Consider the following 13652-nt stretch of genomic DNA (forward strand, 5'->3'; position numbering starts at 1 on the left):
CCCTGGCCCGCTATTTTTCAAATACGTCGGAGACGAACTGATCCAGCAGCCGGACTCCATAGCCGGTTGCGCCCTTGTCCCATGTGGCTCCGGGCTTGTCCGCCCAAACCATGCCAGCAATGTCGAGATGCGCCCATTTGACGCCATTTTCGACGAAACGCTGAAGAAATTGCGCAGCGGTAATTGACCCGGCTCCGCGGGGTCCGACATTTTTCATGTCGGCAATGGGGCTGTCGATCAGCTTGTTATAGGCATCGGAGAGCGGAAAACGCCAGAGCGGATCGCCAGCGTCCTTGCCAGCTTTCAGCAACTGCTCGGCCAGCCCATCGTCGTTGGAAAAGATTCCGCCATGCTCGCTGCCCAGCGATATGATCATGGCGCCGGTGAGCGTCGCGAGATCAATCATGATCTCGGGCGAAAAATTCTTTTGCGCCCAATGCATCGCGTCGCAAAGGACCAGACGGCCCTCAGCGTCGGTATTGATGACTTCGATGGTCTGGCCCGACATGGATTTCACCACGTCTCCCGGCCGCTGAGCATTGCTGCCCGGCATGTTCTCGACCAGCCCGCAGACGCCCACCACATGCGCCTTCGCCTTGCGTCCCGCCAGCGCCTTCATGACGCCGGCGACCGCTGCCGCACCGCCCATGTCCCACTTCATGTCTTCCATGCCGGCGGCGGGCTTGATCGAGATGCCGCCTGTATCGAAGGTTACGCCCTTGCCCACGAAAACTGCTGGTTTTTGTTGTGAGCCGCCGCTTCCGTCCCAGCGGAGGGCCAGCAGGCGCGGCTTGCGCGCGGAACCCTGGGCGACGCCAAGCAGCGCCCCCATGCCAAGTTCAGCCATCTGCTTTTCATCAAGAACGGTGATCTCCACCCCAAGCGCCTTCAGGGGCTCGCAACGCTCGACAAAGCTTTCTGGGTAGATGATATTTGCGGGCTCGGTTACCAGCTCCCGCGCAAATGCGACACCGTCGGCGATGGCCGAAAGCCGCTCCCAGGCCTCCTTGGCTCCCTTTGCGTCACTTATGAGGGTGACATCCTTCAGCGTCGGCTTTTGCTTGTCGGATAGACGAGTCCGGTAAGTGTCCATGCGCCAGCCACGCAATGTCAGGCCCAGCGCCACTCGCGCCACGCCCTCCCCTTCCGTTCCTTCCGGGAATTCAACCGCCAAAGAACTCGCGCCTGAAGTTCCAAGCTTCGCCGCCAGAGCCGCCCCGGCCTTTTCATAGTCCTGAAGGGTGCCGCCGCCGATGCCGGTGAGGAGCACACGCAGCGTCCTGTCGCCTTCCCCAACAAAGGTCTCAAAAACAGAAGCCGCCTCTCCGGTAAACCGGGCCGCTGACGCCCCGTCCCTGATGATCTGCGAGGCCGTGAGGGGGAGATCGGAAATCCCGTCCTTGCGCACCAGGAAAGCAAGAGAGTCGGCGGCGGCTGGCCGGGTCGCGCTGATCGAAATTTGCATGAATTAATCCTTCAGGACTCTGTTTTCGAGGAACTTACAGGAGACACATAGGCAGCATTGCCCGGCACGCAAAGCGCTTTGGGGAAATATACAAGGCCAAAGAACTGGTCATCGCTCAATTCAAGGCAAAGCTCTCTTTCACGATTGCGACAAGCGCAAAGCGATGCGATAGGCGCTGGATCAGACATAACCGCCTGGGAATGCATGCCGTCAAAGCCGATACATCTTGCCGCGCGTGGCGCGATCATGCTGTCCGTCCTGGCCGGGCTTGCCGCCGCTTCGCAGGCGCGGGCACAGGATTTGTCCAGGCCGGTGGAAGAGGCGCCTGCAGCGGCGGACCTGCCTCAACCCCAGAGCGATGAAGAAATCGCCTTTGCGGCGGACCAGCTGGAATATGATGATAACAGCCAGACAGTGACTGCCAGCGGCAACGTACAGCTTTCGCGCGAAGGAAATCGTTTGCGCGCTGACAAGGTGGTGTGGAACCGCGCGACAGGACAAGTTCATGCGTCCGGGAATATCTCCGTCACCAACCCTGCTGGGGACATCGCCTATGGCGATTCGATCGAACTCACCGACACGCTGAAGGATGGGGTGGTTGAGAACCTTCTGCTGGTGCTCGAACGCGGCGGCCGTTTGGCAGCGCGGCGGGGCGTCAGGCAAAATGAAGTCATCACGCTGGAACATGCCGCCTATTCCCCCTGCGCCGTCGAAGATGCCGAGGGCTGTCCCAAGGACCCGACATGGCAGATCCGCGCGGTAAGGGTCATCTATGACCCGCATCGACGGCGAGTCACTTATAAGGGCGCGCGCGTCGAGCTGTTCGGGCTTCCGCTCATCCCCCTTCCCGGTCTTTCCCATCCTGCCGGGGGAAGTGGCGGATCGGGCCTGCTGGTGCCAGACATCCGCTATGACCGGACCAACGGCCTGGAACTGGCCCTGCCCTATTTCCTGCAGATCGGCACCAATCGCAGTCTGACAGTCACGCCGCACATCTATTCCGATGTGCTGCCGATGGTAGAGACCAATTATCAAGCGCTGCTGAGCAAGGGCGCCTATCAGATTACCGGCTATGCGACCTATGGCCGGCGTGTGCCGACATCCTCCAGTCTCACCGCGGATTCCGAGAAGGATCTGCGCGGCTATATAGATGCCAGCGGAAAGTTTCAGTTCGATCCATATTGGAGCGTCAGCGGATCGTTGCGGTGGACGACGGACCGGACGTTCCTCCGCCGCTACGACATCAGCCGCGATGACCGTCTGCGCTCCACCATCGAAGCGGAGCGGATCGGCAATGGCAGTTATTTCTCGCTTGCTGGATGGGCCGTTCAAACGCTGCGGTCCGAAGTGGATCAGGGCACCGTTCCCATCGCTCTTCCGGTCCTGGACTACCGCCGCCGTTTCACCGATCCGCTGCTTGGCGGGAAGATCCAGTTGCAGTTCAACAGTCTGGCCATCACCCGGACCGAAGGGCAGGACACGCAGCGCGCTTTTGCCGGCGCGCAGTGGGATCTGCGCAAGATCACCGGTCTTGGGCAGGAAGTGACCTTCACCACCTATCTGCGCGGCGACATCTATCACAGCGACGAAAACCTGCTTACCGAGACGGCGCTCTATCGGGGCGACAAGGGCTGGGAAGCCCGGGGCATTGCAGCGGCGGCGATCGATGTGCGCTGGCCCTTCATAGGCGAAGCGTTCGGCGGCACACAAAAGATCACGCCTCGGGTCCAGATTGTGGCAGCTCCCAAACTTGCGAACCTAAATGTCCCGAATGAGGACGCAAGAGGGGTCGAGTTGGAGGACAGCAATCTGTTCGCGCTCAACCGTTTCCCCGGCTATGATCGCTTTGAAGACAGCACGCGCCTTACCTATGGCCTTGAATATTCGCTGAACCGGCCCGGCCTGACGGTGGATGCTGTAGTGGGCCAGAGCTATCGGCTGAATAATCGTGCAACCCTGTTTCCTGACGGAACCGGGCTTTCGGAGCGGGTTTCCGATGTCGTCGGACGCACGACGATCCGGTACAAGGACTTTGTCAGCCTGATCCACCGCTACCGCCTCGACAAGGATAGCCTTGCCGTTCGGCGGAATGAGATCGACGCGACGGTGGGCTCGCGCAGCACCTATGTTATGGTCGGTTATTTGCGGCTCAACCGCAATATCGGCCCTGAAGTGGAAGATCTGAAGGACCGCGAGGAGCTTCGTTTAGGGGCGCGGCTGCAGGTGACGCGCTACTGGTCCGTCTTCGGTTCGACCGTCGTGGACCTGACGGACAGTAAGGAAGATCCCATTTCCGTGGCGGATGGGTATGAACCTGTACGTCACCGGCTCGGCATCGCTTATCAGGATGATTGCCTTGAGATGGGCCTGACCTGGCGGCGGGACTATCAGCAGGCAGGTGACGCCCGGCGCGGCAACACTTATCTGCTGCGGCTGGCTTTTAAGAATCTTGGCATATAAAAGAACCGCCGGAGAAGCTGGCGCCACAGGTGGTGGCGTGCACTTGCTAAGCTGCGGTTCAGCCAATCGTTGGCAGAAGCAGGCTGTGTTGGAGAATTTTGCGATAATGGAGCGAGGATTGCGGGTGAAGACCGGGCCGGGGCGTCTTTTCAGGAAAAACATGTTGGCCTTGGCCTGCTGCGGGATCATTGCCGCAGGCGCGGGCGGTGCATCGGCCCAGGCGCCAGCACCGCCGCCGGAACAGAACAACCTCAATATCCCGCAGGATGTAACCATGTTCGGCAAAACCGATCCGAACATCCGCAAGGCTACCGCCGTCATCAATGGCGAGATCATCACCGGCACTGACGTGGACCAGCGCCTCGCCCTCATTGTCACCGCCAATGGCGGCAAGGTGAGCGACGAGGAAAAAGAAAGGCTGCGCCTGCAGGTCCTGCGCAATCTTATCGACGAAACGCTGCAGATCCAGGAAGCGAAGGCGAACGATATCACGGTCGACCGGGCCGAAATCGAACAGAGCTATGCTCGCGTCGCCCAGAATTTCGGCCGCTCGCCTGAGCAATTCAATGAATATCTGCGCACCCAGGGCAGTTCCTCCGCCAGCATCAAGCGCCAGATCGAAGGCGAACTGGCCTGGAGCCGCCTGCTCCGCCGCAATGTGCAGCCCTTCGTCAACGTCGGCGAAGAGGAAGTGCAGTCAATCATCGACCGGCTGAAAGCTGCCAAGGGCGAGGACGAATATCGCGTCGGCGAAATCTATCTCTCCGCCACGCCGGACAATGCCGCCCAGATTCAGGCGAATGCCAGGAACATCATTCAACAAATCCAGCAAGGCGGATCGTTCCATGCCTATGCCCGGCAGTTCTCCGAAGCGTCGACGGCCGCGGTGGGCGGCGATCTCGGTTGGGTGCGGCTTGCACAGCTTCCGAATGAGTTGGCCGTCGCGGCGCGAGAGATGCAGGTAGGCCAGATTGCTGGACCCGTTTCGCTTCCTGGCGGTTTTTCCATCCTCTATGTCATAGATAAGCGCAAGGTCCTCACCAGTGACCCGCGGGACGCAGTTCTCAGCCTGAAACAGTTGAGCGTTGTCTTCCCCGCCGGCACGACGCAAGCGCAGGCATCCGTCAAAGCCAGCGAATTTGCCAATGCTACCCGCAAGATTCAGGGCTGCGGCACCGCGAATGAAATCGCTGGCCAGATCGGCGCCGATGTCGTCGACAATGATCAGATCCGTATCCGGGATCTCCCGCTGCCCTTGCAGGACACGTTGACGAACCTTCAGGTCGGCCAGGCAAGCCCACCCTTCGGATCAGTGAAAGATGGTGTGCGAGTGCTGGTGCTTTGCGGCCGTGACGATCCGCAGGATGCCGGAGCGCCCTCCTTCGAGCAGATCATGGCGCAACTGGAGGACGAACGGGTCAACAAGCGCGCGCGTATCTATTTGCGCGACCTGCGGCGGGATGCGGTCATCGACTATAATTGAACGGAGCTGCCGATAGTATGAGCATAGCCCCCTTCGCTGTCTCCCTTGGTGATCCGGCAGGCGTCGGTCCTGAAATTGTCGCCAAGGCATGGGAGCAGCGGCACGAGCGGGCATTGCCTTGCTTCTTTGCCGTGGGTGATGTTGCGTCCCTGTCCGCCGTCTGGGACGGTCCCGTCGCCCGGATCGAGGATCCAAGCAAAGCGATTGCGGCCTTCAATGAGGCTCTCCCCTGCCTTCATATCGATGAGTGCGGACCGGTTACTCCCGGACAGCCAACCTATGAAGGCGCGCGCTGTGCGCTCCAGTCGCTGGAGCTGTCCGCTGGACTGGCGCGGTCAGGATCAGCGGGCGGAATCGTTACTGGGCCAATTTCGAAGAAGCAGCTTTACTCGGTCGGCTTCACCCATCCGGGTCAGACGGAATTCATCGCCGAACGCTGCGGCGTGGCGCGATCCAACGCCGTGATGATGCTGATGGGCCCCTCGCTTCGGGTGGTGCCGATCACGACGCACATGCCACTCAAGGAAGTATTTGAGGTGCTCAGCGTCGATCTCATCAAAGCCCGGGCGCATGCAGCGGTGAAGGGGCTGCAAAGGAACTTCGCGATCGACAAACCGCGGGTCGCGCTCGCCGGCCTCAATCCCCACGCGGGCGAAGAAGGCGCGCTGGGCATGGAGGAGATCGAGATTTTCGCTCCCGCCATCGAACAGCTTCGCGCAGAGGGGATCAATATAAGCGGTCCCTGGTCCGCCGACTCCATGTTTCATGATCGGGCGAGAGCAACCTTTGATGTGGCGCTTTGCCCTTATCATGACCAAGCGCTTATTCCGGTGAAGACGCTGCATTTTGACGATGGCGTCAACATGACACTGGGCCTGCCGATCGTTCGCACGTCCCCTGATCATGGCACCGCCTTCAACATTGCCGGAAAGGGGGAAGCGCATCCCGGCGCCATGATTGCTGCAATCGAGACCGCAGCAATTTCGGCGGAGAACCGGCTCACCTATTGCCGGTCGTCGGGCTGAGCCAGCCATCATGCAATTGCCACCGCTAAGAGATGTGATCGCTCGCCATGGCCTGCGTGCCAGCAAGGCGCTGGGCCAGAATTTCCTGCTCGACGAACAGCTTCTTGACAGAATTGCAGCCATTCCGGGCCCGCTCGAGGGAAAGACCGCCTATGAGGTAGGTCCCGGCCCAGGAGGCCTGACGCGCGCCTTGCTACGGGCGGGAGCGCGAGTGGTCGCGGTCGAACGGGACCGCCGCTGCCTTCCGGCCCTCGCCGAGTTGCAGGATGCATTTCCCGGTAAGCTGCGGGTGGTGGAGGATGACGCCATGGCTGTCGATGCCCGGGGGCTGACCGGGGACGAGGCCCACATCGTGTCCAATCTCCCCTATAATGTGGGCACTGCCTTGCTGGTCGGCTGGCTGACCGAGACGGAATGGCAACCCTGGTGGAGTTCGCTGACGCTCATGTTTCAGCAGGAGGTGGCCGAGCGCATCGTGGCTCAGCCGAACAGCGAGCATTATGGGCGCCTTTCCGTTCTCTCGCAGTGGCGGTGCGAAGTGAAGCTGGCGATGAAAGTGCACCGCTCCGCCTTCACGCCCCCGCCAAAGGTCATGTCGGCGGTGGTGCACATCAAACCGGCCGATGCGCCCGAAGGCGTGGATGCAAAAATCCTTGAACGGCTCACTGCCGCGGCATTCGGGCAGCGGCGAAAAATGCTGCGCCAAAGCCTGAAAAATGTTGCAGGCGCCATCGATGCCTTGGAGCGGACGGGCATAGACCCACAACGGCGTCCGGAAACCGTGAGCGTCGCTGAATTTGTGGGGTTGGCGAGGACGCTTGGTCGCTGACGCGGCCCTACTTTCCGAGCTTTTCGATTTTGGAGTTCAAAGCCTCAAGCTGCGCCTTCAACTGCGCGATCTCATCGTCTTTTGACCCGGTTGCCGCAAGCTTTTCGGGGCCGGCGCCCTTGAACGCGCTTGCAGCCGCTTCCAGCATCTCCATGTTGCGCTTGGCGATCTCGGCAAAGGGACCTCCGCCAAAGGCCCCCTGCATCGCATTTTGAAACTGCTGCTGGTTCTTGCGGAAGGCCTCCATCGAGGCTTCGAGATATTGCGGCACCATCGATTGCATCGAATCACCGTACATGGAGATAAGCTGGCGCAGGAAGTTGACGGGAAGCATGTTCTTTCCCCGCGCTTCTTCCTCCATGATGATCTGGGTGAGGACGTTATGCGTGATATCCTCGTTCGTTTTCGCGTCGACAACGACGAATTCGCGCCCTTCCCGGGTCATCTGGGACAGCAGTTCCAGGGTGATATAGCTGGAAGTTTCCGTGTTATAGAGCCGCCGGTTGGCGTATTTCTTGATGATGACCGGTTCCGACTCGCCAGAGGATTTTGCGGCTTTTGCCATCGCGTCCACTCCCACCAATGATCATGCTGCATTAGCACCAAAGGATGATGCGCCGCAACATGGTCCCCGGCCCTTGCCTCTATTTCTGGATATGTTGTGGCGAGAGACCCAGAATGACACGGTTTTCCGCCTGAGGGCCCTCGAAGGCCTCCGAAAATATCAAAACGCAAAGCGCAATCGGCGGCTGCCAAAGGCCGATAGTGTCGCCCAGGCCGGTGCTGCACGATTGCTGCATTATAGAGGTGCGGGAAAACCCGTTATCTTCATCCCTTCCCTCATCAACCCGCACATGGTTCTGGACCTGTCCGATCGCACCTCCCTCATGGAATATCTGTGCAGCCGGGGCATCAATGTGCATCTGGTGGATTGGGGAATCCCGTTGGCCGGAGACCGGGAGCTTGGCCTTTCGGGACATGTTGAGCAGCGGCTCTTGCCCTTGCTCAAGGACCTGCCCGAACCGCCGGTCCTGGTCGGCTACTGCCTTGGCGGGACAATGGCGGCCGCTGCCGCGGGGCTTACTGAAGTTGCCGGTCTAGGGATGGTTGCAGCGCCCTGGGCATTTGATGGCTTCCCGGAAAAGACACGCGAACTGATCACCGGCCTCTGGACCAAGGCAAAGCCGATGTGCGAGCGGCTGGGCTATGTGCCGATGGAGGTGCTGCAATCGGGGTTCTGGTCCCTGGATCCTACCCGGACAATACAGAAATATGCCGCTTTTGCCGACGCGAAGGAGGATTCGGAGGAAGCGCGCAGCTTCATCACTGTGGAGGACTGGGCGAATGAGGGTGCGCCGCTGACCCTGGGCGCCGGGCGCGAACTGTTCGAGCAGCTCTATACCGCCAACGAACCGGGCTCGGGCCGCTGGATGGTCGGCGGAAAGATTGCGGACCCAGTGGCCATCAAGGTTCCATTTCTCAACGTCCTTTCAGAAACCGACAAGATCGTGCCCGCCGCCACTGCCTGTCCGGCCGGACGGCAATTGCATCTGTCCAGCGGACATGTCGGCATGATTGTTGGCGGCAAGGCGCGCCGGCAACTATGGGAACCTTTGGCGGAATGGCTTTTGCAATCCTGCCTGCGATGATAAGCGGACCGGTCTTTAGACCCCCACGCGACTCAGGAGCAGTCTCATGACCGACATCGTCATTACCGCCGCCAAGCGTACTCCGGTTGGTAGCTTCCTTGGTGCTTTCGCCGCTACGCCCGCACATGAACTTGGCCGGATCGCGATCGAGGCTGCCCTTGCTCAGGCTGGCGTTGCTCCAGAGGAAGTGTCCGAGGTGATAATGGGCCAGGTGCTGACGGCCGGCCAGGGGCAGAATCCAGCCCGCCAAGCTTCCATGGGCGCCGGTATCCCCAAGGAAATTCCGGCCTGGGGCGTCAACCAAGTTTGCGGCTCCGGTCTCCGCTCGGTTGCATCGGCGGTTCAGGCGATCGCGCAGGGGGACGCCACGATCATCGTGGCGGGCGGACAGGAAAGCATGTCGCTTTCCCCCCATTGCCAGTCGCTGCGGCAGGGCCATAAAATGGGCAGCCTTGAGATCGTCGACACGATGATCAAGGATGGGCTGACCGATGTGTTCAACGGCTATCATATGGGGATCACCGCCGAGAATGTCGCCGAACAATATCAGGTGACGCGCGAGGCGCAGGACGCCTTTGCCGTGCGCTCGCAGAACCTTGCCGAGGCGGCGCGTGCCGCCGGGCGTTTCAAGGATGAAATCGCCCCCGTCACCGTCAAGACCCGCAAGGGCGAGACAATCGTTGCCGACGACGAATATATCCGTACCGGCGTTACTCTGGACAGCATTGCGAGCGTCCGCCCCGCCTTCAAGAAGGACGGCACCGTGACGGCGGCCAATGCCAGCGGCATCAATGACGGTGCGGCGGCGCTGGTGCTGATGACGGCTGAAGAGGCGGCAAAGCGCGGCGCTCCGGTTTTGGCGCGGGTGGCGAGCTGGGCTCATGCCGGCGTTGATCCTTCGATCATGGGCATTGGTCCTGTTCCGGCAACAAGGAAGGCGCTTGCAAAGGCGGGGTGGACGCTTGCCGATCTTGACCTCATCGAGGCCAATGAGGCCTTTGCCGCACAGGCGCTCTCAGTCGGCAAGGAGCTCGGTTTTGACCCTGAAAAGGTGAACGTCAATGGCGGTGCAATCGCCATCGGCCACCCGATCGGCGCATCGGGCGCGCGAGTCCTCACCACGCTTATCTATGAGATGCAGAAGCGCAACGTCTCAAAGGGCCTGGCCACATTGTGCATCGGCGGTGGCATGGGCATCGCCATGTGCATTGAAAGATGAACGCTGACCTCCGGCGCTGGCTGAAAAACCGGCGTTAAGGGAATCAACTAATCATTATTTCACCATCCGCCGGCATTATTGCGATGCCGGCGGATATTTTTTGGTCCGTTCCGAGATTATCAAATATCCGGAAGAAGAATGCTGTTGACAGGATCAAAGGCCTAATACAGGCTTCAAAAGCACGTGGGGACGTTTGCACTCTTGCTTCAATTTCTAGGGGGCGGTGATGCATAAGGACTTTATCGACGACCCTGCGGCACTCACCGCTGCGATAGAGACTAAGAACCGTCTGGAAGCCATTGTGGCGACCGCGATGGACGCGATCATCACGATCGACAATGATCACAAGATCATCTTTTTCAATCCGGCCGCCGAAGCGATGTTTGGCATCGAGAGCAATGACGCGCTGGGGCAGCCCATTTCCCGCTTCATCCCCGAACGCTACCGGGCTGCGCATGAAGGGCATATCCGCCATTTTGGCAAGACCGGCGAAACCGGGCGGCGAATGGGCGCGCTGGGAGCGATCAGCGGTCTTCGTGCCAATGGCCAGGAGTTTCCCGTAGAGGCCTCCATCTCCCAGGCAGTGGTGGGGCAGGAACGCCTCTCCACCGTCATCCTGCGCGACATCACGGAACGCAAAGCCAATGAGGAAGCACGGGCATTGCTCGCGCGGGAGGTGGATCATCGCGCCAAAAATGCGCTCGCCATTGTCCAGGCGCTCGTGTCCCTGACCAGGGCCCCCACCCGGGAGACATTCGTGGAAGCGGTGACGGGCCGCGTCTCCGCCCTCGCCCGCGCCCATTCCTTGCTGGCACAAAACCGGTGGAGTGGCGCGTCTCTGCGGAAGGTCGTGCAGGACGAAGTTTCAGCTTATGAGCGTCCCGGCCAAGTCCAATATAGCGGTCCTGACCTCATGTTGTCACCCAAGGCGGTGCAGCCGATCGGCCTGCTGATCCATGAACTGGCCACCAACGCCGTAAAATATGGCGCGCTGTCCACGGTCAAGGGCAAGGTGCATGTGGAATGGAAGCTGAAAGGCGGCGACATGCTGTTCCTGAAATGGCAGGAGAGCCACGGACCGCTAGTCGCCCCGCCCAAGCAGAAAGGCTTTGGCTCCAACCTGATCACCACAGTAACGGGGCTCCAGCTTGGCGGTGACGTGGAGATTGACTGGGCCCCAGAAGGCATCGTCGTCACTGCATCACTGCCTGCGGGCGTGATCCGTCCGCAGGATGTGCCAGTCAGCCTTGCGCCTTCCGCACCGATGCCCCTTCATGTTGAACGAAGGAAGACCGGCAATGTGCTCGTTGTCGAGGATGAAAGGCTGATCGCAATGCAAATGGCCGAATCCTTGAAAGAGGCTGGCTGGTCAGTGATTGGCCCGGTTGCGACTATTGAAGAGGCCAACAAACTGCTGTCCATGTCGAAAAAACCGGATGCTGCGATCCTGGATGTCAATCTGGATGGGAAGTCCGTCTATCCGCTCGCCGAGGCGCTGCAACGGCAGGGCGTCCCAATATTATTCTGCACCGGCTATGAAAGCCTGGACGAGGGCCGGTTCGAAGATTGCGAGAGAATCCGCAAACCGGCCAATGTCGATCAAGTGATCGGGGCGGTGCAGGTCGCCATTGAGAAACAGCGGCGCGGCACACGTCCCCTGACGTCCTGAAGTTCGCTTTTTTTGCAGTGGGTCGGAACTATTGGCCTCCGCCCGTCGCGTCACTCCAGTTCCAGGATCACCGCATCCACGGCCAGGCTCGCACCGGGCTGCGCTTCGATGGATTTCACTACGCCCGCCTTTTCAGCGCGGAGGATATTTTCCATCTTCATCGCTTCGACAACAGCGAGGGGCTGACCCGCTTCCACCTTGTCTCCTGCACCGACGTGCAACGCGACCAGCAGGCCGGGCATGGGACACAGCAGATATTTGGAAAGATCAGGCGGCACCTTTTCCAGCATGTGCGCTGCATGCGGCGCCATATGGGCGGGAAGGACGCGCACATCATGGCTTGCGCCGCGCGCCGTCAGACGGAAACCGGCCCGGATCGGTGCGATCTGCACAGTCAGTGACTGATCCCCGATCTCGGCCTCGATAAGGCGGTCGCCAGGAGTATATTCAAGACCGATATCGAGCGGTTCGCCATCAACCAACACCTGATCCGGTGCCAGTTCCACATCATGATCGACACCGGCCACGCGCACCTGCCACTTTGATGGCGGACGCAATTTCTTGCCGAGCTGATTGTTGATGCGCCGCGCCCGATCCGCCTGTGCTGCGCCTGCAAAAGCGCCGATGGCGGCCAGCTGGCGAAGCAATGCGGGACTGGCGGGCGCACCGGCAAAACCTTCCGGATATTCCTCCGCGATAAAGCCCGTCGTGATATTGCCTTCGCGAAAGCGCGGGTGCTGCATGAGGGCCGAGAGGAAGTCGATATTGTGCCCAGGCCCCTGGATTTCGAAGCGGTCCAATGCCTCGATCTGCTTGTCGATCGCCTCTTCGCGCGTGGGCGCATAAGTGATGAGTTTGGCAATCATCGGGTCATAGAACATGGAGACCTCGCCGCCTTCGGTCACGCCGTCGTCGATGCGGATGCCTTCCATTTCCTGGGGCGGATTGTAGCGAACGAGGCGGCCAGTTGACGGCAGGAAGCCGCGATAAGGATCCTCGGCATAGACGCGGTTCTCAATGGACCAGCCGTTGATCTTCACATCTTCCTGCCGGAACTTCAGTTCCTCGCAATTGGCGACGCGGATCATCTGCTCCACCAGATCAAGCCCAGTGATCTGCTCGGTCACCGGATGCTCCACCTGAAGCCGCGTGTTCATCTCGAGGAAGTAGAAGCCGTCGCCGGTCTTGTCGGCACCTGAGACGATGAGCTCGACCGTGCCCGCGCTGAAATAGCCCACAGCCCGCGCCAGGGCGACGCACTGCTCGCCCATCTTCTTGCGCATTTCCGGGCTGACGAAGGGGGACGGTGCTTCCTCCACCACCTTCTGGTGGCGGCGCTGGATCGAGCATTCGCGTTCGTTCAGATAAACGATATTGCCGTGCTGATCGCCCAGGATCTGGATTTCGATATGGCGCGGGCTTTCGATGAACTTCTCGATGAAAACGCGATCATCGCCAAAGCTTGCCAGCCCCTCGCGCTTGGTGGCTTCAAAGCCCTCGCGAACGTCCTTCTCGCTATAGGCAAGGCGCATGCCCTTGCCGCCGCCACCGGCCGAGGCCTTCATCATGACGGGATAGCCGATCTCGTTGGAGATGCGGACGGCATGCTCGGTATCCTCGATCACCCCTACATAGCCAGGAACCACATTGACGCCCGCTTCCTTGGCGAGCTTCTTGGACTCGATCTTGTCGCCCATGGCAGCGATTGCGTTGGCCGGGGGGCCGATGAAAATGATGCCCGCCTCGTCCAGCGCCTTGCGGAAGCTCTCCCGCTCGGAGAGGAAGCCGTAACCGGGATGGACAGCGTCGGCACCGGTCGCCTTGCACGCCTGGATGATCTTCTCGGCAATCAG

The 13652-nt window shown here is 60.3% G+C and carries 10 protein-coding genes; 7 read left to right on the forward strand and 3 right to left on the reverse strand.

From position 1 onward, the window contains the following. Positions 1-10: 10 nt before the first annotated feature. Positions 11-1465 (reverse strand): leucyl aminopeptidase, encoded by a 1455-nt coding sequence (locus VJS46_RS04835; protein ID WP_324058215.1) that lies wholly within the window; start codon positions 1463-1465, stop codon positions 11-13. A gap of 246 nt (positions 1466-1711) precedes the next feature. On the opposite strand from VJS46_RS04835, the gene VJS46_RS04840 reads away from it, so the two are divergent. From VJS46_RS04840 to rsmA, 4 genes are all read left to right on the forward strand, one after another. Beyond that, positions 1712-3925: an LPS-assembly protein LptD gene (locus VJS46_RS04840; RefSeq protein ID WP_414707969.1), complete on the forward strand. Its 2214-nt coding sequence runs from the start codon at positions 1712-1714 to the stop codon at positions 3923-3925. A 160-nt stretch (positions 3926-4085) separates the two neighbouring features. After that, entirely contained in the window at positions 4086-5408 is a 1323-nt protein-coding gene (locus VJS46_RS04845) for a peptidylprolyl isomerase (RefSeq protein WP_324058217.1), read from the forward strand. A gap of 17 nt (positions 5409-5425) precedes the next feature. Beyond that, positions 5426-6433 carry a 4-hydroxythreonine-4-phosphate dehydrogenase PdxA gene (gene pdxA, locus VJS46_RS04850; RefSeq protein ID WP_324058218.1) on the forward strand — a complete coding sequence of 336 codons (1008 nt, stop codon included), beginning with the start codon at positions 5426-5428 and terminating at the stop codon, positions 6431-6433. Between the two features lie 10 nt (positions 6434-6443). Next, positions 6444-7262 (forward strand): 16S rRNA (adenine(1518)-N(6)/adenine(1519)-N(6))-dimethyltransferase RsmA, encoded by an 819-nt coding sequence (gene rsmA, locus VJS46_RS04855; protein ID WP_324058219.1) that lies wholly within the window; start codon positions 6444-6446, stop codon positions 7260-7262. A gap of 7 nt (positions 7263-7269) precedes the next feature. Here the strand turns inward: rsmA and phaR are convergent, their stop codons facing one another. Beyond that, the gene (gene phaR / locus VJS46_RS04860) at positions 7270-7827 is read right to left on the reverse strand and encodes a polyhydroxyalkanoate synthesis repressor PhaR (RefSeq protein WP_324058220.1); all 558 of its coding nucleotides are present in this window, start codon (positions 7825-7827) and stop codon (positions 7270-7272) included. Between the two features lie 91 nt (positions 7828-7918). Between phaR and VJS46_RS04865 the strand changes: the two genes are divergently transcribed. From VJS46_RS04865 to VJS46_RS04875, 3 genes are all read left to right on the forward strand, one after another. Continuing rightward, entirely contained in the window at positions 7919-8911 is a 993-nt protein-coding gene (locus tag VJS46_RS04865) for an alpha/beta fold hydrolase (protein ID WP_324058221.1), read from the forward strand. Between the two features lie 46 nt (positions 8912-8957). Next, on the forward strand, positions 8958-10130 hold the full coding sequence (locus tag VJS46_RS04870) for an acetyl-CoA C-acetyltransferase (RefSeq protein ID WP_324058222.1): 1173 nt from the start codon (positions 8958-8960) through the stop codon (positions 10128-10130). Positions 10131-10356: 226 nt separating this feature from the next. Continuing rightward, the gene (locus VJS46_RS04875; protein WP_324058223.1) at positions 10357-11799 is read left to right on the forward strand and encodes an HWE histidine kinase domain-containing protein; all 1443 of its coding nucleotides are present in this window, start codon (positions 10357-10359) and stop codon (positions 11797-11799) included. 50 nt (positions 11800-11849) lie between these two features. Here the strand turns inward: VJS46_RS04875 and VJS46_RS04880 are convergent. After that, positions 11850-13652: biotin/lipoyl-containing protein (locus tag VJS46_RS04880; protein ID WP_324058224.1), on the reverse strand; the 1803-nt coding region annotated here is incomplete at its 5' end.

The sequence above is a fragment of the Rhizorhapis sp. genome (genome assembly GCF_035276005.1).
GTDB lineage: Bacteria > Pseudomonadota > Alphaproteobacteria > Sphingomonadales > Sphingomonadaceae > Rhizorhapis.